This window comes from Kitasatospora sp. NPDC041988 (assembly GCF_055588525.1).
Genome location: NZ_JBVJCO010000015.1, coordinates 124,002 through 149,506 on the forward strand (window position 1 = coordinate 124,002; position 25,505 = coordinate 149,506).

The window sequence follows — 25,505 nt, forward strand, 5'->3', positions numbered from 1 at the left end:
CTCACCCCTCCTCGTTCGGCAGGGCCCGTTGCCACGCCCGTTCGCGCAGCAACCGCAGGCCGTTGAGGCCGACGATCACGGTGGAGCCCTCGTGCCCGGCGACGCCGAGCGGCAACGGCAGCGTACCTGCCAGGTCCCAGGCCACCAGCACGGTGATGAACATCCCGGCGATCACCAGGTTCTGCACGACCAGCCCGCGGGCCCGCCGGGAGAGCGCCACCACGGCCGGGACGGCGGTCAGTTCGTCGCGCACCACGACGGCGTCGGCGGTCTCCAGGGCGAGGTCCGAACCGGCCCGGCCCATCGCAATGCCGCTGTGCGCGGCGGCCAGCGCGGGTGCGTCGTTGACGCCGTCGCCCACCATCAGCACCCGGCGGCCGCCGTCGGCGAGTTCGCGCACCGCGGTCAGCTTGTCGTGCGGCAGCAGCCCGCCGCGGACCTCGGTCAGGCCGACCTCCCGGGCGAGGCGGTCGGCGGCACGCTGGTTGTCGCCGGTGAGCAGCACCGGCGGACGGCCGGTGAGCGCGGCCAGGCCGCGGACGGCTGCGGCGGACTGCTCGCGCGGACGGTCGGCGAGGCCGAGCACGCCGACCGGTTCGCCGTCGCGCAGCACCAGGACGGCGGTGCGGCCGGCCTCCTCCAGTTCGGTGACGGCGGGGTGCGTCCGGTGCGGGCCGGGCGCGCCGACCGCGACCACCGCACCGCCTACCACCGCCCGGACGCCGACTCCCGGGGTGGAGGTGAAGCCGTCGGCCCCGGGCACCACGAGGCCGCGCTCGCGGGCGGCGGCGACCACGGCGCGGGCCAGCGGGTGCTCGCTGGGGTGCTCGGCGGCGGCGGCGAGGGCGAGCAGCTCGTCCTCGGTCAGCCGCTCGTCCTCGGGGCCGCCCAGCGGGCGCAGTTCGGTGACCCGGGGCGTGCCCTCGGTGAGGGTGCCGGTCTTGTCCAGGGCGACGGTGTCGACCTGTCCCAAGCGCTCCATCACCACCGCCGACTTGACCAGCACCCCGTGCCTGCCGGCGTTGGCGATCGCCGAGAGCAGCGGCGGCATGGTGGCCAGCACCACGGCGCACGGCGAGGCGACGATCATGAAGGTCATGGCCCGCAGCAGGGTGGCGGTCAGCTCGGCGCCGAAGGCGAGCGGGACGGCGAAGAGCAGCAGGGTGGCGGCCACCAGGGCGGCGGCGTAGCGCTGTTCGACCTTCTCGATGAAGAGCTGGGTGGGCGCCTTGGTCCCGGAGGCCTCCTCGACCATGGCGACGATCCGGGCGATCACCGTGTCGGCGGCGTCCCGCCCGACCCGGACCCGCAGCGCGCCCGCGCCGTTGAGCGTGCCCGCGTACACCTCGTCGCCGGCGGCCTTGGCGGCGGGCAGCGGCTCGCCGGTGATGGTTGCCTGGTCGACGTCACTGGCGCCGTCGAGGACGCGGCCGTCGGCGCCGATCCGCTCCCCGGGGCGGATCAGCACGGTGTCCCCGACGGCGAGTTCGACGGTGGGGACGGTCTCCTCCCGGCCGTCGGCACCGATCCGGCAGGCGGTGACGGGGGCGAGGTCGAGCAGGCCGCGGACGGAGTCGGCGGTGCGGGCGGTGGCCAGCGCCTCCAGGGCGCCGCTGGTCGCGAAGATCACGATCAGCAGGGCGCCGTCCGGCACCTGGCCGATCCCCGCGGCACCGATCGCGGCCACCACCATCAGCAGGTCGACGTCGAGGGTCCGCTCGCGCAGCGCCCGCAGCCCGGCCCGGGCCGGCGCCCAGCCGCCGGCCAGGTAGGCGGCGGCGTACAGCGCCCCGGATGCCCACCCCGGGCCGCCGGGCAGTTGCACGGCGAGGGCGGCCAGGAAGGCGGCGGTGGCGGCGGCCGCCCAGCGTGCCTCGGGCAGGGCCAGCACCCGGGTGCGGCGCGGCTGCGGCGTCGCGGGGGCGGTGGGGGCCGGTGGTCGGGTGAGCACGGTGGCGGACATGGTCGTCACCATACAGGAACATATGAACACACATTCATTCGTTCATGTGTGCTCATCCCTCTCGAACCCCGCCCCGTAGGATGCCCCCATGGGACACGCAGCCGCCGAGAACGTCGTGCCGCAGATGCGCCTGGACGCATCCAACGCGGCCAAGGTGGCGAGCACGCTGCAGGCCCTCGCCACCCCCTCCCGCCTGCTGATACTCGCCCAGCTCCGCGAGGGCCCGCGGGCCGCCACCGAACTCGCCGACGCCGTCGGCATGGAGCAGTCCGCCTGCTCCCACCAGCTCCGCCTGCTCCGCAACCTCGGCCTGGTCGTCGGCGAGCGCCGCGGCCGCTCAGTGGTCTACTCGCTCCACGACGACCACGTCGCTGCCCTCCTCGACCACGCCGTCTACCACGTCGACCACCTGCGCCTCGGCCTCACCGACGACCGCTGAGCCGCCCGCGCCGACAGCCCCTGGGGCCCGCACGGCCCGGTCGCCAAGCGCATCGTCGGCGGCGACCAGATGGCCTGACCCGGCGCCGGGGGCTCAGGGGATCCGCCACTCCTGGAACTTGTTGCCCGGGGTGCACGTGGTCATGGTGACCTGGCTGCCCGCGCCGTTGTCGGTCAGGCAGGTCGATCCCGCGTAGTCCTTGAGGTAGTACGCGCCCGAGGTGCTCGCCCGGACCACCGACCAGCTGCTCATGAAGCTGAAGCCCGACGAGAGCAGCACCTTGTGGCTGCTGCTGCCCCAGTCCCCGACCTCCTGGACGAGGGCCGGGCCGCTCAGGTTGCACGGGTAGATCTTGTACCAGCCTCCCGGGTCCGGTGCCGAGCGGACCCAGCCGTAGGCGGTCGTCCCGCCCATGACGGCCGCGGCGCCCGCCGACGGGCTGTCGGTGGCCAGGCCGAGCTTCTGGCCGTCGGCCACGTTGACGATGTCACCCCAGTTCGCGCCACCGCACCCGGCCGGCACGGTCGAGGTCGGCGGCTTGGGCGCCGGCGGGCTGGACGCCGGCGGGCTGGACGCCGGCGGGTTGGTTGCGGGCGCCGGCGGAGCGGGCGGGTTGGGCGCGGGAGCCGGCGGGGCAGGCGGGGCCGGCGGGTTGGGCGCGGGAGCGGCGCCGCCACCGCCCACCGCCCCGCCGCCTCCCGCGTTGCCGCCCCCACCGGCTGCACTGCCCCCGCCCGTCTTCGGCGGGGTGCCGCCCGAACCGCCGGACGCACCGCCGGCGGAGGCACCCGAGCCACCACCTGAGGAGCCGGCTCCGCCCGCCGCAACACCGGCCCCGGGCTGCGGCGCCGGAACCGGCGGCTGACCGGCGGCGTTCGGCGCGGGCGGGGTCTCGGTCGGGGCGGCGACCGGCGTCGGTTCCGCGCTCGCCGGCGGTGTGGTCGGCGGCTGCTCGCCCGACGGTGCGGTGCCCGTCGACGGGCCGCTGATCGCGGTGGCCGACACCGAGGCGACGGGCTGCCCACCGGGGGTCTGCGCCTGCGACTGGAACGGCCCCCGCTCGACCAGCAGGACGGTGGCGGCGCTCGTGGTGACGATCACCGGGACGACGATGGGCACCAGGAAGCGGCGCCACGTCGGGCGCGCGGCGGGCTCAGGGCTGGTCCGGGGCTCCACCCTGGCGACCTCGACGCCTTCGGCGCCGGCCGCCGGGGCCTCGGGAGCGGCCGGGGGAACGGGACGCACGACCGCGGCGACCGGCACCGACCGGTCGCCGACCGCGGCCCGTGCCGCGGCCGCCATGGCGGCGGCGTCGGCGAAGCGGTCCCCGGGCTTCTTGGCCAGTGCCCGCGCCACGAACTCCCGCACCTCCCGCGGGAACTCCTCCGGCAGCTCCGGCGCGGGCTGCTGGACGTGCTTGAGCGCGACCTCGACCACGCTCTCGCCGGTGAACGGCGGTTTGCCGGTGAGTAGTTCGTAGCAGACCACGCCGAGCGAGTAGAGGTCCGAGACGGGTGTGACGCCCCCGCCCCCGGCCTGCTCGGGCGCCATGTACAGCGCGGTGCCGATCACCACGTTGGTCGCCGTGAGCGTGGTGCTCACGAGCGCCCGCGCGATGCCGAAGTCCGTCACCGTCACCCGGCCGTCCGCACCCAGCATCAGGTTGGACGGCTTGACGTCGCGGTGCACGATCTCCTGCTGGTGGGCGGCGTGCAGGGCGTCGAGCGCCGTCGCGAGCAGGCCCAGGGCCCGCTCCGGCGACATCGGACCGTCCTCGGCGAGGACCTTGTCCAGCGGCCGCCCCTCGACGAGCTCCATCACGATGTAGGCGATCCGCTCGCCTTCGACGCCGCCCTCCTGCGCACCACCGCTCTCCCCGTAGTCGTGGACCTCCACGATGCCCGGGTGGCTGATCGCCGCGAGCAGCTGGGCCTCGCGGCGGAACCGCCGGGCGAACGTCCCCTCCTCCAGCAGCCCCGCGTGCAGGACCTTCACCGCGACCTGCCGGCCCAGTATTCGATCGTCGGCACGCCAGACCGCGCCCATGCCCCCGCCGCCGATCCACTCGGTCAGCGTGTAGCGACCTCCGAGTACGGCCCCCCGACCAGTCATGCCCCGCCCTCTCGCGACACCCAGCCCCAACGGGCTGTCAATAACCAGGCCCAACAGGTTGTCAATAACACGTCATGCCCTGCCATCAGTCTTCCTCACCCGCCGCCCCGCCGATACCGGTCGCGCCGGGCGGATCGGGCCGCAGCGAGCGCCAGATGCTCTCCGGCAGGATCCGTGCGGCCTCGTCCAGGTCCAGGTCGTAGGTGTCGGACAGCCAGCGGCGGGCCGCCTCCGCGACCGGCCCCATCACCAGGACCTCGACCAGGGGGCCGGGGACGGGCACGATCTCGCCCCGCTCCATCCGGGGCCGCATCCACGCGCCGATGACGGCCAGCTTGGCCGCCTTGGCGGCCCGGATCTCCTCGGCCCGGGCGGCCAGGTAGCCGGAGTACGCGGAGGCGTGCAGGAAGAGCGCGGCGTCCCGCTGCTCCACGGTGAACCGGAGGTAGGCCCGGACGAGCGCCCGCACCCCGGTACGCGCGGTGCGGCTGCGCTGCAGCGCGGTGATCATCTCGTCGAACAGCCGGTCCATACACCGGATGTAGAGCGCGGCGGCCAGGCCGTCGAAGCTTCCGAAGTGGTGGTAGAGGCTGCCCAGGCTGACCTTGCTCGCCGTGGTGACGGCACTGACGGTGAACCCCTGCTGGCCCGCCTCCGCGTACACGCGCAGCGCACTGCTGAGGAGCAACTCGACGGTGGCCTCACCCCGTTGCTGCTTGGGGGGCATCTCAGCGCCTCCGCTCGACCGTCCGCCACGGCCTCGGCCGCCAACTCGGCCAGCATAGAACAGAACTGAAGAAGTTCTCTAGAACAAAGCTCTACTTCTGACGCTCCCTCGGATCATCTCGGGGCCCCGCCCCGACCGGCCGGGACCGGGCCCCCGCCTACGCCGTCGCGGCCGCCGCCGCCCGGCCCGCCGTGCGGCCGGAGAAGAGGCAGCCGCCGAGGAAGGTCCCCTCCAGGGAGCGGTAGCCGTGGACGCCGCCGCCGCCGAAGCCGGACGCCTCGCCCGCCGCGTAGACGCCGTCCAGCACCTCGCCGCCGGGCCGCAGCACCCGGGCGGAGAGGTCGGTCTCCAGCCCGCCGAGCGACTTGCGGGTCAGGATGCTCAGCCGCACGGCGATCAGCGGGGCGGCGGCCGGGTCGAGGAGGCGGTGCGGGGCGGCGGTGCGGATCAGCCTGTCGCCGAGGTAGCGGCGGGCGCCGTGGATGGCGGTGATCTGGAGGTCCTTGGCGTACGGGTTGGCGAGCTGCCCGTCCCGGGCCTCGACGGTGCGGCGCAGCTCGTCGGGGTCGATCAGCGGCTCGCGGGTCTTGGCGTTCATGCCGCGCACGAGGTCGGGCAGGTTGCCGGCGACGACGAAGTCGGGGCCGTGCCGCAGGTGGGCCTGGACCGGGCCGGGGGCGCCGGGCAGGGCGCGGCCGAGGACGCCGCGTAGGGAGCGCCCGGTGAGGTCGGGGTTCTGCTCGGAGCCGGAGAGGGTGAACTCCTTCTCGATGATCTTCTGGCTGAGCACGAACCAGGTGTGGTCGTACCCGGTGGAGCGGAGGTGTTCGAGCGTGCCGAGGGTGTCGAAGCCGGGGAAGAGCGGGACGGGCAGCCGGTGCCCGCGCGCGTCCAGCCAGAGGGAGGAGGGGCCGGGCAGGATGCGGATGCCGTGCCGGGCCCAGATCGGGTCCCAGTTCTCGATGCCCTCGGTGTAGTGCCACATCCGGTCGCCGTTGATGAGGTTGCCGCCGGCCTCGCCGGTGATGCCGAGCATCAGCCCGTCAACGTGGGCGGGGACGCCGGAGAGCATCCGGTCGGGCGGGGTGCCGAGCCGGGCGGGCCAGGCCTTGCGGACCAGGTCGTGGTTGCCGCCAATGCCGCCGGAGGTGACGATCACGGCCTGGGCGCGCAGTTCGAAGGAGCCGGCCACCTCGCGCGAGCTGGCCTCGCCGCGGGCCGCCGCGCTGGGCACCAGCACCTCGCCGGTCACCGTGTCGGTGACCCCGGCGTTCGCCGTGAGCCCGGTGACCCGGTGGCGGAACCGCACGTCGACCAGCCCGCGGGCGGCCGCGTCCCGGACCCTGCGGACGAAGGGTTCGAGCAGGCCGGGCCCGGTTCCCCAGGTGATGTGGAAGCGGGGTACGGAGTTGCCGGGCCCGTCGGCGAGCAGCCCGCCGCGCTCGGCCCAACCGACGACGGGGAAGAACCGCACGCCCATCCCGTGCAGCCAGGCCCGCTTCTCGCCGGCCGCGAAGTCGACGTACGCCTCGGCCCAGCGGCGCGGCCAGGCGTCCTCGGGGCGGTCGAAGCCGGCGGTGCCGAGCCAGTCCTGCCGGGCGAGCGCGTGCGAGTCGCGGATCCGCATCCGGCGCTGCTCGGGCGAGTCGACGAAGAACAGGCCGCCGAAGGACCAGTGCGCCTGTCCGCCGAGGGAGGCCGCGGGCTCCTGGTCGAGCAGGATCACCTTCCGTCCGGCGTCGGCGAGTTCGGCGGTCGCGGCGAGGCCCGCCAGTCCGGCTCCGATGACGATGACGTCGGCGTCCAGGGCCATACGGGGTCCTCCATCGGTGCTCCGGCGGTGCGCGTGCGCCCGATACTGCGGTCTGCCACGGGGCGCGTCAACCGGTCGGTAACACGCGCCGGCGGCGGCAGGACGGTGACAAGCAGCAGCGTGAATTCCGCTCCGGGGCGTTTCGGAAATACCTTCGATACGCGATGGAGCGTAATTCCGAAATACTTCTGACGGTTTTTCGGAAATTTCCGCGCAATGTATGGACGCACGCGAAACCTGACAGTAACTTACTTGTGAGTAGTAGCTGTGGCCCGGCTCGCACGACCCCCACCCACCGTCGTTTCTCTCCCCCAGGAGGAACCGTGCTCCGCCCTGCCCGGAAACGCCGCGCCACCCGCGAAACCCGTCCGGCGCGGAAGTCCGCCCTGCTCGGCACCGCCGCGCTGGGCGCCGCGCTCGCCCTGACCTCCACCAGCGCCCAGGCCGCCACCCCCGCGCCCCACCACTACGTGGCGCTCGGCGACTCCTACGCTGCCGGCGCCGGCGTGCCCGGCCAGTCGGCCGGCCTCTGCCTGCGCTCGGACCGCAACTACGGCCACCTGGTGGCCGCCGCCCTCAAGGCCGGCGCGTACACCGACGTCACCTGTGCCGCCGCCAAGGTGAAGGCGATGACGCAGCCGCAGTACGACGCCTTCATCCGGGTCAACGACCCCCAGCTGGACGCCGTCACCGCCGACACCGACCTGGTGACCCTCGGCATCGGCGGCAACGACCTCGGCGCCACCGACCTCGGCCTCGGCGAGCTGGTCGGCGTCTGCATCGCCGGCGCGGTGGTCAACCCGCTCGGCACGCCCTGCAAGGACGTCTTCCACCACGGCTACTGGGACTGGTCCAGCTGGTCCTGGCAGTACGGCAACGACGACCTGGTCGACCGGATCGCCGCCGCCAAGCCGCAGATCGCCGACACCCTGAAGAGCATCCACAGCAAGGCCCCCCAGGCCAAGGTGCTGCTGGTGGGCTACCCCTCGGTGCTGCCCGCCGACGGCTCGAAGTGCTTCCTCCGCCAGCCCGTCACCGCCGGTGACGTCGAGTACATGTACGGCATCCTCGGCAAGCTGAACGCCATGCTGAAGTCCACTGCGGCCGCCAACGGCGCCACCTACGTGGACACCGCCACCCCGACCGCCGGACACGACGTCTGCTCGGACGACCGCTGGATCGAGGGTGCGCTGCCCGGCTCCCCGGCCGTCCCGTTCCACCCGAACGCCACCGGCGAGAAGGTGATGGCGGACGCGGTGCTCGCCGCGCTGCGCTGACACACCCGTGGAAAGCCCCGAGGGGGCGGTGACCAGACCCCGGTCACCGCCCCCTCGGTCATGCCGCGGGCACTACGGCTTGATGCGGACCACCTGCGGGTCGTGGTCGCTCGCCTGCTTGGCGAACTCGCTGTTGATGTGCACCACGTCGTACTTGGCGTACCCGACCTCGGGGCTGACCAGGATGTGGTCCAGCACCTGCGAGTTGCCCTGGTAGACGTACGAGTACTGCTCCTTCTCCGGCAGCTCGTTCACCAGGTCGCGCAGCACGCCGTCCTTGGTGACCGCGGCCAGCGCGGGCGAGAACTGGTAGTCGTTGAAGTCGCCGAGGGAGACCACCTTGGCCTCCTTGTCGGCGGCCAGCAGCTTGGCGACGAAGGCCTGCTCGACGGTCGCCTGCTTGGTCCGCTGCTCCTCGGAGCTGCGCGCCGGGGCCTGGAACCGGCTGTCGATACCCTGGTCGCCACCCTTGCTGTTGAAGTGGTTGGCGATGACGAAGACCTTCTTGCCGCGGAAGGAGAACTGGCCCACCAGCGGCTTGCGGCTGTTGGCCCAGGCCTCGTTGGCCGGGTCGATCCGGCCGGGCGAGGCGGTCAGCGCGGTGGCCGCGCCGGTGCCGGCCACGTCCACCGCGGACGTGGTGGAGCCGCCGGGGATGTCGGTGAAGGAGACCCGCTGCGGGTTGAAGAGGAAGACCTGGCGGATGTTGCCGCCGGGCTCGCCGCCGTCCTTGCCGTTCTCCGGGTCGATCGAGCGCCAGTCGTACGCGGGGCCGCCGGCCGCCTTGATCGCGGCGATGAACTTGGCCACCGTCACGCTCGCGTCCACCGTGCCGTCGTTCTTGGCGCCGTTGTTGTCCTGGATCTCCTCCAGGGCGAGGACGTCGGGCGAGCGCAGGTTGGTGACGACGGCCTGGGCCAGCTCGGCGAACTTGGCGTCCGGGTTGCCGGGGGCCAGGTTCTCCACGTTGTAGGTGGCGATGGTGAGTTCGCGGTCCGCGGCCTGGGCGGTCACCTCGCGCTGGAGGTGGTTGTCCTGGAGCGCGCCGAGGGTGCCCGCCACCAGGGTGTAGCCACCGAACTGGTTGTAGTCCAGCGGGCCGCTGGTGGTGCCGGTCAGCACGTCGCCGACGTTGGCGACCGGGAACGGCTGCTGGGTGGCGGGCGCCTGCTGCTGCACCATCAGCCGGCCGACGTTGGGCTCGGCGTACGACTCGTAGAGCACGCCGCCACGCTGGCTCTTCTGGTCCTGCTTGTCGGCGGCGACCCAGAGCTCGTTGTACTTGTCGGTCGCCTGGACCACCCGGACGTCCTTGACCTCGACGCGCATGCCCTCCAGCGACTCGTAGAAGTCGAGGGTGTACTTCTCGGGGGCGAGCGGGAGCGACTCGATGGTGCCGCCGGCCGGGGCCTGCGGGGTGTAGGTGCCGGGGATGTTGCGGGTGTCCACGACGACCGGCGCGGGCAGCGGGTTGCCGGAGGAGACCACGGTGACGGCCGGGTTGGTCAGCTGGGTGAGCGACTGCGAGCCACCGTTGTAGTTCGGGTAGTACTCCGTCACCTTGCCGGTGACCAGGACCGAGTCGCCGACCTTGACGGCCGGGGTGGCGCTGCCGGTGTAGACGAAGATGCCCTCGCTGGTGGCCTGGTCGGCGTCCGGGTTCGGGTCCTGGATCCAGAAGCCCTTGGAGCCGTAGCCGCGCACGCCGGTGACGATGCCGGGCACGCCGGCGACGGTCTTGCCGGTCCGGATGGAGAGGCGGGTGGTGCCCTGGATGTCGTGGATCCGGACGGTGCCCGGCTCGGTCGGCCCGGTCGGGGTGGTGCCCTCGGCGACCTCGCCCTTGCTGTTGGTCGGCGTGGGAGCGCCGGCGGCGAGGTCGGCCGCGTTGTCGTCGGTGTCGGCGAGGCCCGCCCGGCGGGCCACCGAGGCGGTGTTGGAGGCGCCGGCGGCGGCGGCCGAACCCTCGTGGACCACGGCGGTGCCGAAGCCGGCCAGGTCGCGCACGCGCGGGTCGGCGGCGCAGTCGGCGGCCGTCTTGCAGGTCAGCGGGTCGGTGCCGTGGACCAGGGCGACGGTGCCGCTGGTGCCGGAGAGGGCCAGCGAGCCGGCCGCGTCCGGGGTGGGCAGGTCGACGGTGCCGGCGGCGCCCGCCGCCTCGCCGACCAGGTAGCGCCCGCCGGGGGCGATCGCACCGGCCAGCGGGGTGACCCCCCACTGGGTGTTGGCCCCGGGGGTGCCGGATATGTACTGGACGCTCCAGCCGTCCAGGCCGAAGGCGGCGCCGCCCCTGTTGGCCAGCTCGACGAAGTCGTTCTTCAGCGTGGCGCCGGAGTTGCCGCCGCCGCCGTACACCTCGGAGATCACCGCGTCGGCCGAGGGCGCGGCCACGGCGGCCGGGAGCGGGACGAGCACCAGCGAGCCGGCCAGGCCGGCCGGCAGGAGGGTGGCACGGAGCAGCGCGCGGCGCGAGCGGGGGCGGGGAGCGGGGGACGTGGTCACCTGGGCGGGACTCCTTGGTCTGCCGTGGCGCACGGCGGCACGGCAACGGGGGCGGCACGTTCGCCCGGCGGACGTGGGGTCGCCGGGCCGTGAGGGTGGGTCAGAGGGTGGGTGGGGCAGGCGCACACCGTGCGCTACCCGCGTAGAAAAGGGGCACGGGAGCCGAGAACCGCCCCCGCAGCGCTCAAGATACGCGCGTAGAAAATGACGCGACAAGACCCCGGTGGTTAACTTTCGGTACCACTGGCTGCCCTGACGCCCACACAGCGACGGGCCCGCAGGCCAGGGAATCCCCCGTCCTGCGGGCCCGCCGCACTGAACCCCGCCCGGCCGACGCCGTCCGACCCCCGTTTGCCAGCCGCCGGAGCCGTTCTCGGTGCGGGAACTCAGACCAGTGCCGGCGCCCTCGCGGCGGCAGGGCTTTCCGGTCCTGTCCGGATCCGGGCCCACCGCCGCCGGGTCGCCGAAGCCGTCACCGATGCCGTCACCGGTGCGGACTGGTGCGGCGCGGCCGCGACCGGATCACTGGAAAGGGCGGGCCGGAGGAATTCCGGCCCGGCCGGGACGGTTTCGGCCGGCGACTTTCAGGCGGCGACTTTCAGCCGGCGACGGAAACACGCCAGGACTGGAATGCCGGAGACCGCGAGATCGCCGCGGAACAAATGGCCAGCGAATGGGCGGGGGCGTCGTCGCCACTCCCGCCGCTGGTGAAGACGACGAGGTCGATCGAGTCCGCGCCGGCTCTCGACTGGACGTGCTCCAGGCCGCCACAGGGATCGGCGTGGGCCCAGAGCACGTCCTTCAGGACGTGGGCGTCCGCTTCGGTGAGCAGGCGTCGGTCGGGACTGGTCAGGGTCAGGCGGACGATGTGCATCGGGGTCGGTTCAAGAGTCCGGCACCGACGGCGTCGGTCACTTGAAGTCGTCCCAGCTGATGCTGCCCGGGTCGGTCGCGCCGTCGCCGGTGCGGAGGTCACTCGCGGCGGCCACACCCGCCGCCGTGGTGGCCGGCGCCGCGGTGGCGGCCGGCAGAGCAAGTGTGGCCACCGTTGCCGCAGCCGCGAGGACACCGAGAACGCGAGCGGTGATCCGCATGAAACAACCCCCTGTTTGATGGTTCGTCAATCGGTTCGCCAGTCGATTCGTCAGTCGATTCGTCAGTCGTTCGTCGAGCGGACGGTGACTTGGCCCCCGCCGTCCCACCGAGCCGGGGTCTGGCGCCCCGCGGCTCGGTGATCACATCCTGGTGCACCGGACAGCGCCCCGGAAGGCTTTCCCTGAGGCATCATCAGGCCAGGCAGCATGTCGCCACCCCACCCGCCCCATCCGCCCGCCCCCGCCTCACGGATGCATCGTCAGATCGCCTTGCACACACATGTGCGAACTGTGAGAATCACGCATGCGGCCATCTCGGCCGGGCCGCCCATCGCCGAGTCCGGGGGGAATCGTGCTCGAGGCACTGGGACTGAACCCGACGGCGGAAGCTGTCTACACGGCCATGCTGGCCGAGCCCGGGTGCCGGGTCGCCGACCTGTGCCACCGGCTCGCCCTGTCCGAGGCCACCATCCGGGAGGCCCTCGACCAGCTCGCGGACCTGACGCTGCTGCGCCCCTCCCAGGAGGTCTCCGGCGCGCTGCGCCCGGTCAACCCGGCGGTCGGCCTGGAGGCCGTGATCCGCCGCCAGGAGGACGACCTCGCCCGCCGCCAGCAGGAGCTGGTCGCCAGCAAGGCCGCCGTCGCCCAGGCCGTCGCCGCCTACGCGGACCTCCTGCCCAACACCACCTCGGACGCCACCGAGCGGCTGGTCGGGATGGACGCCATCCAGGTCAAGCTCGAAACGCTGGCGCGCGACCTGCGGGAGGAGTTCCTCGCCGCGATCTCGGGCGGGGCGCAGTCCCAGGCCAGCATGGACGCCGCCCGTCCGCTCGACCGGGACGCGCTGGCGCGGGGCGTCGCCATGCGCACGCTCTACCAGGACAGCGTCCGCAACGACCAGGCCACCCACGCGTACGCGCAGTGGCTCACCGGGCTCGGCGGCCAGGTGCGGACGGCGCCGCTGCTGCCGCCCCGGCTGCTGGTCTTCGACCGCCACACCGCCGTCGTCCCGATCGACCCGGCCCGGACCAGGTTCGGGGCGCTCTGCACCAGCGAGCCGGGGCTGGTCGCCTCGCTCGTCGCGCTGTTCGAGCAGGCCTGGTCCACCGCCGTGCCGCTCGGCGACGACCAGCCCACCCACCACGACACCGGTCTCACCCCGGCCGAGCGCGACCTGCTCCGGCTGCTCGGGACGGGCCTGACCGACGAGGCCGCCGGCAAACGGCTCGGGATCTCGGTCCGCACCGTGCGCCGCCAGATGTCCGCCCTGATGGAGCGGCTCGACGCCGCCAGCCGCTTCGAGGCCGGCCTCAAGGCGGCGCAGCGCGGCTGGCTGTAGCCGGGGCGCCAGCCGCCCCGCCACGTCCGTTCCGGCACGGCGAAGGGCCCGCCCGGCCCGGGGTTTCCCGGGCCGGCGGGCCCTCGTCGTGCCCGGCAGGGCCGTTAGTCGGACTTGGTGGCCGCCGCGGCCAGCCCCGCCGACCACTTCTCCTCGACCTTGCCGAGCTTCCAGTACGCGATGGCCGCCGCCCAGGTCAGCACGAACAGGGCGACGATGGCGTACCCGACGAGGTTGAGGTCCAGCTCGCCGATCCAGGCGACCGGCCCGCTGGTGATCTCCAGCTTCTCCCCGAGCAGCCCGAGCAGCTCGATCGAGCCGATGACCAGCGCGACCAGGACCGAGAGGCCGGTCACGGTCAGGTTGTAGTAGATCTTCCGGACCGGCTTGGAGAATGCCCACTCGTAGGCGAAGTTCATGAACGAGCCGTCGATGGTGTCCAGCAGGCTCATGCCCGCCGCGAACAGGATCGGCAGCACCAGCAGGGCGTACCAGGGCAGCTGGAACGCCGCCGCACCGCCGGCCAGGACCAGCAGCGAGACCTCGGTCGCGGTGTCGAAGCCGAGGCCGAAGAGCAGGCCGACCGGGTACATGTGCCACGGCTTGGTGACCGCCCTGGTGACCCGGCCCAGGATGCGGTTCATGAAGCCGCGCTTCTCCAGCTGCGCCTCCAGCTCGGCCTCGTCGTACTCGCCCTCCCGCATCTTGCGGAACACCTTGAGGATGCCGTTGAAGGCGCCCAGGTTGATCAGGCCGAGCAGGAGCAGGAACGTCCCGGAGACGGTGACGCCGATCAGGCCGGTGGCCTCGTGCAGGGTGGAGTCGTCCGTCTCGACCTGCCCGGCGAGGGACTTGATCCCGAAGGCCAGCAGTGCGCAGAGGCCGAAGACGATCGACGAGTGGCCCAGCGAGAACCAGAAGCCGACCGAGAGCGGCCGCTTGCCCTGGCCCATCAGCTTGCGGGTGGTGTTGTCGATGGCCGCGATGTGGTCCGCGTCGAAGGCGTGCCGCATGCCGAGGGTGTAGGCGGTGAGGCCCATGCCCGCGCCGAACACCTGCCCGCCGACGTCATAGTGCTCGGGCGCGATGACCGCGAGCAGGGTGAACCAGCCGATCACGTGCAGGGCGAGGATGAAGCCGCCCATACCGGCCAGCCGGATCCACTCCTCACGGGTGAGCCGATCGCGCCATCTGACGGCGGTGGCACCTGCGGCGGGGCTGGACATCGTGTCGTCCTTTCGGGGGAGCGTGCGGAGCTGGGCCATCTTTCCCCTGCCAGGGAAGTACTTGCAAGTCATGCGCAATTACGGGTGGGCGGCGAACGAATGCGAAGAGGCGCGCGAGAGGGGCGCGCATGACCGCGGGAGGGTGCGACCCGGAAACGTGCACGCCCTCCCGGAGATCGTCATGCACCGTACAAATACCCGTAACCTCCGAGGCCTTTCACCGCCCCGTCTACGCGCGGATACTCAGGTTCTACGCGCGAATACTCGGGCGCCGAACCCTCAACTCCCCACGGAGGAACGGCACATGATCCGCATTCGAACGGCCGCCGCCCTGGCCGTCCCGGCCCTCCTCGCGGCCGGCCTCACGGGCCTCGCCCCCACCGCCTCGGCCACCCCCACCGCCGTCGCCGCCACCTCGACCACGACCGCCGTCAGCGCGACCCCCCACCGCGTGCTGTTCGACAACAGCAAGGCCGAGACCGCCGGCAACGCCGACTGGATCATCTCCACCGCCCAGCCCGACCCGCTGGCCCAGAACGCCACCCCCACCACCGAGAAGAGCTGGACGGGCGCCCTCTCCGCCTGGGGCGTCGCCCTCCAGAAGACCGGCCAGTACAGCCTCAAGACCCTCCCGGCCGGCTCCACCATCAGCTACGGCACCGGTGCCGCCCTCGACCTGGCCAACTTCGACACCTTCGTGATCCCCGAGCCGAACATCCGGTTCAGCTCGGCCGAAAAGTCCGCCCTGATCCGCTTCGTCCAGAACGGCGGCGGGCTCTTCCTCATCTCCGACCACACCCAGAGCGACCGCAACAACGACGGCTGGGACTCCCCCAGGATCATCAACGACCTGCTCACCAACAACGGGGTGGACAACAACGACCCCTTCGGGTTCTCGGTCGACCTCCTCAACATCACCACCGACAACCCGCGCGCGGCCGACAACGCCACCGACCCCGTCCTGCACGGCCCCTTCGGCACCGTCACCGGCTCGATCCTGCGCAACGGCACCACCTTCACCCTCAAGCCGACCGACAACCCGTCGGTCAAGGGCCTGGTCTACCGGACCGGCTACAGCGGCAACACCGGCGCATTCTTCGTCACCAGCACCTACGGCAGCGGCCGGGTCGCCATCTGGGGCGACAGCTCGCCCATCGACGACGGCACCGGCCAGAGCGGCAACAAGCTGTTCAACGGCTGGGACGACCCGGCCGGCACCGACGCCGCCCTCGCGCTGAACGCCACGTCCTGGCTCAGCAAGGCGTGACGACGGAGCCCCCTCCGGCCGACCGGGCGGCTCCGGCTCACCTGGAAACTCCCGCTCACCGGGCCACTGCGGCTCACCAGGAAATCGGCGGCATCCTCCCCTAGGGTCGGAATGCTGACGCCTGCGGCGCGGGCGGGCCACCCGGCCCGCCCCGCACCGTGGCCCGCCGAGCGGGAACCCCGCCCCACCCGGGCGCCCGCCGACCCGGTACCCCCCGGGACCCGATGGGAGCGGCCATGCCCTCGAACCCGTACCGCACCCTCCGCGAGGACGTTCGCGTCCCGCTGCCCGACGGCACCGAGCTGTACGCCCGCCTCTGGCGCCCCGTGGCCGACGACCCCGTCCCCGCGCTGCTGGAGTACTCCACCGGGCGCCTCACCGACTGGACCGCCACCGACGACGCCCGCCGCCACCCCTGGTACGCCGGCCACGGCTACGCCTGCGTCCGGGTCGACCAACGCGGCCACGGCAACTCCACCGGCGCACCCGACGACGCCACAACGCTCACCGACGGGGCCGCCGTCATCGCCTGGCTCGCCGACCGCCCCTGGTGCAGCGGCCGGATCGGCCTGCTCGGCACCGGCCCCGCCGCCGCCACCGCCCTGCGGCTGGCCGCCCACGCCCCCGGCGCCGTCCACGCCGTCGTCGCCGCCTGCCCCGAGACCGGCCTGCGCCCCGGCGGCGCCGTCCCCGCCGACGACCTGCACACCCGCGCCACCGCCCACCTCGCCGACGCCGCCCGCCCGCCGGACCCGCAGTACCTCGGCGACGACTGGCGGCCCCGGTGGCAGGAACGCCTCGCCGCCCTGGAACCCGCCCTCCCCGACTGGCTCTCCGACGACCCGCCCGACGACCCGCCCGGCACCGCCGCCGTCCCCACCCTCGCCGTCGCCGGCTGGGGCGACCCGTCCTGCACGCTGCTGCTGCGCCTGCTCTCCTCCGGCCCCGTCCCGGTCCGCGCCGTCCTCGGCCCCTGGCCGCACGGCCTGCCCGACGAAATCCTCACCGAGACGCTCCGCTGGTGGGACCACTGGCTCCGGGACATCGACACCGGCGTCCTCAAGACCCCCGTGCTGCGCAGCTGGATCAGCACCCGGTGGACCGGCGAGGAGGCCTGGCCCTCCCCCGACGTCCGCGACATCCGCTACGGCCTCGACGGTCCGCTGCGCACCGCCGGCACCGCCTCCGACGACCGCTACGTCCCCGTCCGCTCCCCCCAGCACACCGGTCTCAACGCCGGCGCGTACGTCCCGCTCGGCCGCCCCGCCGACCGGCCGCCCGACCAGCGGGAGGAGGACGGGCGCTCCGTCTGCTTCGACTCCCAGCCACTGCCCGAAGCGCTCGAACTCCTCGGCGCCCCGTCCCTGCGGCTGCGCCTGCGCCCCTCGGCCGACGCCGGTCTGGTCGTCGCCCGCCTCTGCGACGTCGCCCCTGACGGCACCTCCACCCTGGTCACCCGGGGCGCCCTCGTCGCCTCCCCGTCGACACCGGACGTCACCGTCGAACTGGCCGCCGCCGGCCACACCGTCCCGCCCGGCCACCGCCTCAGGCTCGCCCTCTCCTCCACCTACTGGCCGTGGCTCTGGCCCGACCCCGAGCCCGCCGGCTTCGGGCTCGACCCCTCCCACAGCACCCTGACCCTCCCCGTCCGCCACCTCGCCGCCGACTCCGGCGCCGCCCCCGTCACGTTCGCCTCCCCCACCCTCCCGCTCCCGCCGCCCCTCCAGACCACCGAGCCGCTCACCGCCCGCCCCGAACGCCTCACCATCCACGACATCGCCCGCCACGAGTGGCGCACCGAACTCTCCCCCTCCACCGACGGCACCCGCACCCACCCCGACGGCCTGGTCCGCGACGAGCACACCGTCACCGCCTACCGCATCCTCACCGCCACCCCCACCAGCGCCCAGGCCCGCACCGACCGCACCGTCCGCCTCGAACGCCCCGCCATCGGCTGGGACGTCACCCTCCAGACCCGCACCGAACTGCGCTGCACCCCCACCCACTTCCTCGCCCACACCCGCCTGACCGCCCTCGAAGCCGGCGACGTCGTCTTCACCCGCGACTGGCAGCAGCAGATCCCCCGGGACATCGGGTAACGCACGAGCGCAGGAACGCAGGAACGCAGAGAAGCGGTAAGAAATCCTTATATCTTTACCAACAGACCACAGCAATGTTTATATGTGCGGCATGAAAACACTGGGCCTGATCGGCGGCATGAGCTGGGAGTCCACCGCCGAGTACTACCGGACGCTCAACCAGCTCACCCGCGAGCGGCTCGGCGGCCTGCACTCCGCCCGGCTGGTGCTCTACTCCGTCGACTTCGCCGCCATCGAACGCCTCCAGGCGCAGGGCCGCTGGACGGAGGCCGGGGCGGTACTCGCCGACGCGGCGCGCTCGCTGGAGGCGGCCGGCGCCGAGCTGCTGCTGATCTGCACCAACACCATGCACCGGGTGGCCGACCAGGTCGAGGCCGCCGTCTCCGTCCCGCTGCTGCACCTCGCCGACGCGACCGCCGACGCCGTCCGGGCCGCCGGGCTGCGCCGGATCGGCCTGCTGGGGACGGCGTTCACGATGGAGCAGGACTTCTACCGTGGCCGGCTGGAGGCCAACGGCCTCACCGTCCTCGTCCCCGAAGCGGACGGGCGTGCCCTCGTCCACCGGGTGATCTACGAGGAGCTCTGCCTGGGCGTCGTCCGCGAGGAGTCGCGCGCCGGATACCGGCGGGTGATCGAGGAGCTGGTCGCCGCCGGCGCCGAGGGCGTGATCCTCGGCTGCACCGAGATCGAGCTGCTGGTCGGCGACGAGGACAGCCCCGTACCGCTCTTCCCGACCGCCCGCCTGCACGCCGAGGCCGCCGTCGAGGCGGCGCTCGGGGACGTGCTCGGGGACGTGCGATAGCCGGCGCCGCCCTGCTCCCCTGTGACAGGGCGACGCCGACGGCGGGTCAGGACCGCCAGACCGGATCGGTGACGATGGCCTTGAGCTGGTCGAGGCTCAGGGCCGGAGTCCCGGGCCGGGCGGTGTAGCCGTTCTCGCCGTTCTGCTCGGAGATCATCACCTGTCGGCCGTCCGCGTAGTACACGGCGGCCGTCCAGTGCAGGACCGGCTGGGTGGCGGTCTTGCCGTTGCCGAACTGGTTGACGACGACGGTGCTGCCGTCGGCCCGCTTCTCCCGCACGGCCAGCGGGCCGGCCGAGCCCTCCGACTCGGCGTACCGCTTGTCCTCCCGCCCCCTGGCGCCGGGCGGTCCCACCGACACCGACAGCAGGCTGGAGCGGCCCTCGAAGGTCACCAGCACGTTGGCGGCGCCACCGCCCTTCACCTCGGACTGGGTGGTCCCCGGCGGGAGCAGCGGGACCAGCTTGGCGACCACCTCGGCCACCGACGGGGTCGCTTCGGTGCTCGGCGGGGCAGAGGCCTTCTGCGGCTTGGGTGCGTCGGGCCGCAGCGGCAGCGCGGCGAAGACCTGCTCCCAGGCCGGGGAGGTCAGCAGGGCGGTCAGCTGTTCGGCATCGAGCGGCGGGGCATCCCGGTTGGGTGTGGCAGGCTGACCGTTGTACTCGGTGATGCTGACCCGCCGGCCGTCGGGGGCCGCCCAGGTCGCCCGCCACTCCCGGTGGTCTCCCTCGGGGGGCCTGCTCCGCAGCTTGTCGATCACCACGACGGAGCCGTCCGGGCGCGTCGCGCGGTCGCAGGAGTCCTGTGGCGTGGAGAACGGGTCCATGCAGACCGCGCCCGCCTCGGGCGTCAACTCGGTCCGTTCCACCCTGAAGTAGAAGATGCTCGCCCCCTTGCCGTCGTCGAACAGCAGCGTCGCGCCGGTCCCGTACTCGTGACCCGGCAGCTTGCCCTCACCGGTGCCGCCCGCGTTCAGCACGGTCACCTTCCCCTCCGGCAGCAGACCGGTGACCAGCGTGACCACCTCGTCGGCGGACATCGACGGCAGCGGCGGGCCGGCCGGACCGGCGTTCACCACACCGCCGCCGAGGGCCGCGACACCGCCCGCGGCGAGCAGCAGCACCGCCAACCCGCCCGCCATCGCAGCCCGCCGGCGCTGCTGCCCACGGCGGCCGCGCCGCTCGGCTCCGGCGGCAAGGGCGGTGTGGCTCACGGGTTCCGGCGCCGACTCGGCCGCGTCGCGCAGGGCCAGGGCGAACTCGTCTTCAAAGGGCATGGCGAAGCACCGCCTTCTCGGTGGTCGGGTCCTGGGGTGCGCGGCCCGCTCCGACGCCCAGGTCGTCGCCGAGCGTGGCACGCATCCGGGCCAGCGCCCGGCTGCTGCGCGAGCGCACGGCCGTACTGCTCAGGCGCAGCGCGGCGGCCGTCTCCTCGACACTGCGGTCCTCCCAGAACCGCAGCACCAGCACGGCCCGGTCCTGCGCCGGTATCTCGCCGAGCGCCCGCAGCAGCGTCAGCCGCAGCGCCGGGTCCGGGCCGTCCACGGCGATCTCGGGCACGATGTCGGTGACCCGCTCCGAGCTGCTGCGCCGCCGACGGTACGACAGGAACGTGTTGACCAGCACGGTCTGCGCGTACCCGCTCGGATTGTCGAGGCCGGCCACCTTGCGCCACTTCACGAAGATCCGGCCGAGCGCCTCCTGCACGAGGTCCTCGGCAAGGTGGGCGTCGCCGCCGGTGAGCAGGAAGGCGGTGCGCAACAGGTGCCGCCCCCGCGACGCGACGAAGGCCGGGAAGTCGGGCGGCGCCGGCTCTGCCGGGGTGTCCGCGCTCGGTGATTGACTCATAACCTTCTAACGCCGTTGACCCGCGGTCATGTGGCAGCCCTCGGCCGACAACTTTCCGCCGGTCGTCCGCCCGATATCCAGTACCGCGGCTGTCGCCCCTCCCTCTACGATCGGTCGCCGATCACCGCTTCCAAGGGGACCTCCTTTTGCCTTTCCACCTCGACCTGCCGCTCGACCACACCCCCGAGGCCGACCGGCGCGCCGGTGAACTCGCCGCCGAACTCACCGAGCTGGGCAACGAGCGCTTCCTCCGGGCCGTCCTGCGCGACCACGCCCGGTTCCACCACCGCAGCACCGACCGTCTCACCGGCAAGCCGACCGACGCACCGGAGGTCACCGAACCCACCTCCAGCCTCCTGCTGCGCGCCGTCCACCTGGCCTTCGCGGCCCACCTGCCGCTGAGCCTCGCGCCCGACCTGCTCTGGTACTGCGTCGTCCACGAGGTGGCCGTCCATGTCCGCCTCAACCAAGGCGCCTACGCCGGCCTGTTCACCGACAGCCCCGGGTACGAGCAGACGATCCTGGTGGTCGACGACAATGCCCCGCTGGACTGGGAGCGTTCGATCAACCTGGTCCGGGAGCCGCTGGGCGACCGGATCGGCGCGGGGACGGCCGACCTCTTCCAGCCCGTCTTCTCGACCACCACCCCCGCCGACGCGACGGCCACGCTGGTGGCGCTGATGGACGTCGTCAGCCCCTACTACCGCTTCCGCTGGCAGACGCTCTGCGGAATCCCCCGGATCCGGCTGGAGGGCACGGCGGAGGACTGGCAGCTGCTGGCGGACCGCGTCCGCGAGCTGGCGGAGCGGTTCGCGGGCCTGCGCGACTGGTTCACCGCCCTGCATCCGGTGCTGGACGAGATCGCCGGGACGGCCGCCGGGCACGGCGTCGACCAGGAGTTCTGGCGCTCGCTCTACAAGCACCGGTCGTTCTCCGGCGGCGACGAGGTGACCGGCTGGATCAACGCCTTCTTCGCCCACGACTATCACGACGAAGGCCCACGGCCCAGGGCCTCGTTCGGCCCGGGCGCCGCGCCGACGGACCTCTTCCCCTCCCACGTCTCCCGCGTCCCGTTCCGCTGGGAGACCCCCGCCGGCACCCTCGACATGGCCTTCCTCGGCGGCGTGCTCGGCATCGAGCGAGACGGCGAGTGGCTGCGGCCCCGGCTCGGCCACGCCGTCGTCGAACTCCTCCCCTCCGCCGAGCCCGCCGACCTCCTCCTGCCCGAGCCCTGGACACTCGCGGACGTCCAGCGCTGCGCCGGGGCCAGGGAGGCCCGGCTGCTCACCGAACTCGGCACCGTCACCGTGGGCGGCGAGCCCGCACAGGCCGAGTACGCGATCGACCTGGGCTGGTACTGCGTGGTCCTGTCCACCGACGGCAACTGGCACATCGGCGAACTGCGCTCGGACGACGGCGACATCACATGCCGGTCCGACAATCCCCACCCGGATCTCGGCACCGCTCTGCGGGTGCTGTAGGTGTCCCGGACTCCCCGGATGAGCAGCGACCCCCTCCGCCTCACCGTCCTCGGCAGCGCCACCCCGTACCCCACCGTGGACAACCCGTGCTCCGGCTACCTGGTGTCCGGCGGAGGCGCACGGGTGTGGGTCGACGCGGGCACCGGGACGCTGGCCCAGCTTCAACGGCACCTCCGGCTCGGCGAGTTGGACGCCGTCTGGATCTCGCACCTGCACGCCGACCACACCGCGGACCTGCTCACCGCCTACTACGGCCTCCTGTACGCGGACATCCGGCTCGCCAATCCGATCCCGCTGTACGGGCCGCCGGGCATCGCCGACCGGCTGGCGCACTTCCTCACCAACGGGCCCGACCGCAGCCCGGTCGAGTCCGCGTTCGCCGTTCACGAGCTGCACGACGGACACCGTGCCCGGGTCGGCGCGCTCACCCTGACCAGCGCAGCGGTCGCGCACGGCATGCCGGCCTTCGCCCTGCGCGTCGAGGACGCGGAAGGGCTGACGCTCGCCTACTCCGGGGACACCGCGCCCTGCGCGGCGCTCACCGCGCTGGCGGCCGGGTGCGGCGTGCTGCTCTGCGAGGCCGAGGCGGCTCAGGGGAATTCGGTGCACCACACCCCGGAGGAGGCGGGCGACACGGCCTTCGCCGCCGGGGTCGGACGGCTGATCGTCACGCACGTCGGGCGGTCCCTCACCCCGGCGTCGGCGGTGGCGCGGGCAGCGGCCCGGTTCGGCGGCCCCGTGGAGTACGCCGCGCCGGGTGCCGTCTTCCCGATCGGCGCGGCCGAGGGGGCGACGGCGTGAGGCTTCCTCGGCTGATCCACGACGCGCAGCCCGAGCTGACCGAGCTCTGGCAGCGACGGTGGTCCGACAGTCCGCCGATCGGGCACCTGGTCAGCAACCCGTACCGGGAGGTATGGGTGCGTTTCCACAGCCTTCCGGAATCGAAGCGCTACGCCGACGACGAGGGCGAGTACGCGACCCTACTGGAGCGGTACAACACCGTCCTGGACGAGCTGTTCGCCGGTGACGACATCTGCCTCGTCATGCCCAGGTGGACGAGCGCGCCCGACGTACCCCGGCACCGGCCCGGCGCCGGGTACTGGCTGACGATGCAGACAGCGGACGACCCGAACCCGGAGTTCCGCATCCACCAACATCTCTTCGTCGCCCGGCGCACCTGGCGGCGCGGTTCCCTGGACCGGCTGCTGCGCGCCGTCGCCGACGACGTACTCGCCGACGTCATCATCATGAACACCCGGATGGAGCGCCTCTACCTCCCCTATGACGGGGGTGCCGACGTCCTGCTCACCAGCACGGAGGAGCGCGACCGGCTCCGCGAGCGCCACGCCGACTGGCTCTCCCGCCACCCGGGTGGGCTCTGACGCCGGGGCAGCTGCCTGTGTTACCAGAGCGTGCATCTGACGAACAGTCCGGCCGAGCCGGATGAAATGATCTATGCACAGGAGCAGGAACCGGCAATCGCAGAATGGGGTGGCTCAGGGTGACGACCGTGGACGTGGACAGGGTGCAGATCGCCGCGGGGGACGACTGGACGACGACGGTCGGTTCGCAGTTCCCGGATGCGCTCAGGGTGCAGGCACTCTCCCGTGAGACCCCCGTGGCGGGTGCGCAGGTGACGTTCACGGTCTCCGGGCCGGCGTCGTTCGGCGGTGCGGCCGAGACGACGGTGACGGCTGACGACGACGGGTTCGCCGCCGTGGAGCTCACCGCCGGTGAAGCGCCCGGCGCGGTCGAGGTGACCGCCGTCTCGGACGGCGGCCGGGCGGTGTTCGGCCTCGCCGTCACCGCCGCGGAGCGCCTCATGCCGGCGCCCCTGGTCGAGGGGGCCTGGGAGGGGGCTCTCGCCCTGGGCCGCCTGGCGCAGGTCACGGTGGTGGTCCCGGCAGCGAAGGTGCTGACGGCGGGCAGCGTGCTCCAGGTGGCCTGGGAGGGGGACGACGACGCCCGCTGCGAGGTGGAGCGGACGATCACCGTGAACGGGGAGGGCCGGCCCCAGGCCTTCTACGTGGTGGCCGCGTACGCGCCTCTCGGCGACACCAGGGTCAGCTACCGGGTATCCGGGGTCGAGTACGGCTCCCGAACGCTGGCCTTGAAGGTCACCGAGTAGCAAGCTCTTGGGGAGTACGGCAGTTGAGGGCGCCCGGCACTGGGAGCCGGGCGACTTCGGCGTTCACCGGGCTTCGGGGTTGCTCGCGCGACGGTTCAGAAGGTCACGGCTTCGCTGCGCGCGAACGGGCTGATCCGTACCGAGAAGGGGATGGGTAGCTTCGTCACGGACCGCACAAAGGAGTAGCCCCGCCCAGGCGAACCTGGACGGGGCCGTTTCGATGGGCGCTGATCAGCGAGGGATGGGAACGACGAATCCCCGCGCCGGACCACTGGTCTGACAGGGGATGACAACTGCGTCGAGTTCGCCATGCCCAGCGGCCCGGTCTCCGGAGTGGCAACAGCGCCGCCTCAGCCCCCGAGGTACCGCTCGACGGCCGCCGCGAGGGCCTGCGGGGATTGCTCCGGCGCGTAGTGGCCCGTGTTCTGCAGTACTTCGAGCTGAGCGTTGGGATACCACTGCATCCAGGTGGCTTGCATGGCCTCGGGCCCCAGGGCCGGGTCGTTCGCGCCGGCGATGAGGAGTACCGGGGCCGGGTTGCCCTTGACCCGCTCGTGGAAGTCTTCACGCGCCCAGGAGTTCAGATAGGCGCGGAAGGCCTTGGCCGAGGAGCGCGCCACCGAGCGGCGCACCATGGCGTCCAGCCAGGCGTCGTCGCGGTGCCCGCCGCTGGTGTTGTCGATGATCGCTCGGCGGTTGGCGGGATTGTCCGCAGCTCCGGCGAAGAGCTCCCACATCTCCCCTTCGAGCGGGAAGCCGGATGCGGGCACCGGTGAGATGCCGATGATCGAGCGGACGCGCGACGGGGCGTCCAGCAGCATCAGTTGGGCCGCTTTGGCGCCCATGGAGTGGCCGATGACCGAGAAGGTCTGCCAGCCCAGGTGGTCGGCCACGGCCAGGGCGTCCTCCGCGACCTCCTCCATGGTGAAAGCGCCGTCGGTCTCCTTCGCCTCGCCGTACCCGCGGCAGTCCAGGAATGCGTAGCTGAACGCTTCCCCGTCGAGGTGCCCGCGGATCGGGTCGAAGCTCGACCGGTCGCCGAACCAGTTGTGCAGCAGAAGGACTCGTTCGGGCCCGCTGCCCTGCACGTCGTTCGGAATGACCTGGCCTGTCACAACGCCCCCTGATGCTGAGGTGGTTTCCAATACGGAGGCGGGAGCCCACCGAGGACACCGAGTCTTGCGATCTGCGAGTGGCCGGGTCAACGCGCCACGCACGCCGAGCGGCGGAGGTTGGGGCATCAGGTGGACACGACGAGGCCGCAGCACGGCCCGGGGGGGGGGGGGGGGGGGCCGGGGGGGGGGGGGGGGGGGGGGAGGGGAGGGGGGGGGAGGGGGGGGGGGGGGGGGGGCGGAGACACGACAAAGCGGTGAGCGTGGCACCTGTCTT

The 25,505-nt window shown here is 72.9% G+C and carries 21 protein-coding genes; 10 read left to right on the top strand and 11 right to left on the bottom strand.

The window, feature by feature from the left end; translation table 11 throughout:
- Position 1 precedes the first annotated feature (1 nt).
- Positions 2 to 1,963, bottom strand: a complete 1,962-nt coding sequence (locus ACZ6NC_RS17575; RefSeq protein ID WP_465733615.1) for a heavy metal translocating P-type ATPase — start codon at positions 1,961 to 1,963, stop codon at positions 2 to 4.
- Between the two features lie 88 nt (positions 1,964 to 2,051).
- Between ACZ6NC_RS17575 and ACZ6NC_RS17580 the strand changes: the two genes are divergently transcribed.
- Positions 2,052 to 2,402, top strand: a complete 351-nt coding sequence (locus tag ACZ6NC_RS17580; RefSeq protein ID WP_465733617.1) for an ArsR/SmtB family transcription factor — start codon at positions 2,052 to 2,054, stop codon at positions 2,400 to 2,402.
- A 93-nt stretch (positions 2,403 to 2,495) separates the two neighbouring features.
- On the opposite strand, the gene ACZ6NC_RS17585 is transcribed toward ACZ6NC_RS17580, so the two are convergent.
- The 3 genes from ACZ6NC_RS17585 to ACZ6NC_RS17595 form a co-directional block, all read right to left on the bottom strand.
- Complete coding sequence (locus ACZ6NC_RS17585; RefSeq protein ID WP_465733619.1) at positions 2,496 to 4,514, bottom strand: protein kinase domain-containing protein; 2,019 nt, start codon at positions 4,512 to 4,514, stop codon at positions 2,496 to 2,498.
- An 85-nt stretch (positions 4,515 to 4,599) separates the two neighbouring features.
- Positions 4,600 to 5,241: a TetR/AcrR family transcriptional regulator gene (locus ACZ6NC_RS17590; protein ID WP_465733621.1), complete on the bottom strand. Its 642-nt coding sequence runs from the start codon at positions 5,239 to 5,241 to the stop codon at positions 4,600 to 4,602.
- A gap of 157 nt (positions 5,242 to 5,398) precedes the next feature.
- The gene (locus ACZ6NC_RS17595) at positions 5,399 to 7,054 is read right to left on the bottom strand and encodes an FAD-binding dehydrogenase (protein ID WP_465733623.1); all 1,656 of its coding nucleotides are present in this window, start codon (positions 7,052 to 7,054) and stop codon (positions 5,399 to 5,401) included.
- Between the two features lie 323 nt (positions 7,055 to 7,377).
- On the opposite strand from ACZ6NC_RS17595, the gene ACZ6NC_RS17600 reads away from it, so the two are divergent.
- On the top strand, positions 7,378 to 8,331 hold the full coding sequence (locus ACZ6NC_RS17600; RefSeq protein WP_465733625.1) for an SGNH/GDSL hydrolase family protein: 954 nt from the start codon (positions 7,378 to 7,380) through the stop codon (positions 8,329 to 8,331).
- 72 nt (positions 8,332 to 8,403) lie between these two features.
- Here the strand turns inward: ACZ6NC_RS17600 and ACZ6NC_RS17605 are convergent, their stop codons facing one another.
- The 3 genes from ACZ6NC_RS17605 to ACZ6NC_RS17615 form a co-directional block, all read right to left on the bottom strand.
- Entirely contained in the window at positions 8,404 to 10,833 is a 2,430-nt protein-coding gene (locus tag ACZ6NC_RS17605; RefSeq protein ID WP_465733627.1) for an endonuclease/exonuclease/phosphatase family protein, read from the bottom strand.
- A gap of 598 nt (positions 10,834 to 11,431) precedes the next feature.
- A complete protein-coding gene (locus ACZ6NC_RS17610; protein ID WP_465733629.1) occupies positions 11,432 to 11,707 on the bottom strand; it encodes a hypothetical protein in 276 nt (91 codons plus the stop codon).
- Between the two features lie 37 nt (positions 11,708 to 11,744).
- On the bottom strand, positions 11,745 to 11,927 hold the full coding sequence (locus tag ACZ6NC_RS17615) for a hypothetical protein (RefSeq protein ID WP_465733631.1): 183 nt from the start codon (positions 11,925 to 11,927) through the stop codon (positions 11,745 to 11,747).
- A gap of 352 nt (positions 11,928 to 12,279) precedes the next feature.
- Here ACZ6NC_RS17615 and ACZ6NC_RS17620 point away from each other — a divergent pair, with 352 nt between their 5' ends.
- Complete coding sequence (locus ACZ6NC_RS17620; protein ID WP_465733633.1) at positions 12,280 to 13,266, top strand: LuxR C-terminal-related transcriptional regulator; 987 nt, start codon at positions 12,280 to 12,282, stop codon at positions 13,264 to 13,266.
- 104 nt (positions 13,267 to 13,370) lie between these two features.
- Here the strand turns inward: ACZ6NC_RS17620 and nicT are convergent, their stop codons facing one another.
- Positions 13,371 to 14,492: a Nickel transporter NicT gene (gene nicT / locus ACZ6NC_RS17625; protein ID WP_465733635.1), complete on the bottom strand. Its 1,122-nt coding sequence runs from the start codon at positions 14,490 to 14,492 to the stop codon at positions 13,371 to 13,373.
- A 304-nt stretch (positions 14,493 to 14,796) separates the two neighbouring features.
- On the opposite strand from nicT, the gene ACZ6NC_RS17630 reads away from it, so the two are divergent.
- The 3 genes from ACZ6NC_RS17630 to ACZ6NC_RS17640 all read left to right on the top strand — a co-directional run bounded on the left by ACZ6NC_RS17630 (position 14,797) and on the right by ACZ6NC_RS17640 (position 18,660).
- Positions 14,797 to 15,759 (top strand): hydrolase, encoded by a 963-nt coding sequence (locus ACZ6NC_RS17630; RefSeq protein WP_465733637.1) that lies wholly within the window; start codon positions 14,797 to 14,799, stop codon positions 15,757 to 15,759.
- Positions 15,760 to 15,995: 236 nt separating this feature from the next.
- Positions 15,996 to 17,858: a CocE/NonD family hydrolase gene (locus ACZ6NC_RS17635; protein ID WP_465733639.1), complete on the top strand. Its 1,863-nt coding sequence runs from the start codon at positions 15,996 to 15,998 to the stop codon at positions 17,856 to 17,858.
- A 91-nt stretch (positions 17,859 to 17,949) separates the two neighbouring features.
- Entirely contained in the window at positions 17,950 to 18,660 is a 711-nt protein-coding gene (locus tag ACZ6NC_RS17640; protein ID WP_465733641.1) for an aspartate/glutamate racemase family protein, read from the top strand.
- Positions 18,661 to 18,706: 46 nt separating this feature from the next.
- On the opposite strand, the gene ACZ6NC_RS17645 is transcribed toward ACZ6NC_RS17640, so the two are convergent.
- Together ACZ6NC_RS17645 and ACZ6NC_RS17650 are read right to left on the bottom strand one after the other, a co-directional pair.
- The gene (locus tag ACZ6NC_RS17645) at positions 18,707 to 19,936 is read right to left on the bottom strand and encodes a hypothetical protein (protein WP_465733643.1); all 1,230 of its coding nucleotides are present in this window, start codon (positions 19,934 to 19,936) and stop codon (positions 18,707 to 18,709) included.
- On the bottom strand, positions 19,926 to 20,507 hold the full coding sequence (locus ACZ6NC_RS17650; RefSeq protein ID WP_465733645.1) for a SigE family RNA polymerase sigma factor: 582 nt from the start codon (positions 20,505 to 20,507) through the stop codon (positions 19,926 to 19,928). Before ACZ6NC_RS17650 ends, ACZ6NC_RS17645 begins: the two co-directional genes overlap by 11 nt.
- 146 nt (positions 20,508 to 20,653) lie before the next feature.
- Between ACZ6NC_RS17650 and ACZ6NC_RS17655 the strand changes: the two genes are divergently transcribed.
- From ACZ6NC_RS17655 to ACZ6NC_RS17670, 4 genes are all read left to right on the top strand, one after another.
- A complete protein-coding gene (locus tag ACZ6NC_RS17655; RefSeq protein WP_465733647.1) occupies positions 20,654 to 21,988 on the top strand; it encodes a DUF4419 domain-containing protein in 1,335 nt (444 codons plus the stop codon).
- Positions 21,989 to 22,006: 18 nt separating this feature from the next.
- Positions 22,007 to 22,789, top strand: coding sequence for an MBL fold metallo-hydrolase (locus ACZ6NC_RS17660; protein WP_465733649.1), 783 nt, complete (start codon positions 22,007 to 22,009; stop codon positions 22,787 to 22,789).
- A complete protein-coding gene (locus tag ACZ6NC_RS17665) occupies positions 22,786 to 23,370 on the top strand; it encodes a DUF3885 domain-containing protein (RefSeq protein ID WP_465733651.1) in 585 nt (194 codons plus the stop codon). The genes ACZ6NC_RS17660 and ACZ6NC_RS17665 overlap by 4 nt, the downstream gene beginning before the upstream one ends.
- A gap of 128 nt (positions 23,371 to 23,498) precedes the next feature.
- The gene (locus ACZ6NC_RS17670; protein ID WP_465733653.1) at positions 23,499 to 24,116 is read left to right on the top strand and encodes an Ig-like domain-containing protein; all 618 of its coding nucleotides are present in this window, start codon (positions 23,499 to 23,501) and stop codon (positions 24,114 to 24,116) included.
- 350 nt (positions 24,117 to 24,466) lie between these two features.
- Here the strand turns inward: ACZ6NC_RS17670 and ACZ6NC_RS17675 are convergent, their stop codons facing one another.
- On the bottom strand, positions 24,467 to 25,231 hold the full coding sequence (locus ACZ6NC_RS17675) for an alpha/beta fold hydrolase (protein ID WP_465733655.1): 765 nt from the start codon (positions 25,229 to 25,231) through the stop codon (positions 24,467 to 24,469).
- Positions 25,232 to 25,505 lie beyond the last annotated feature (274 nt).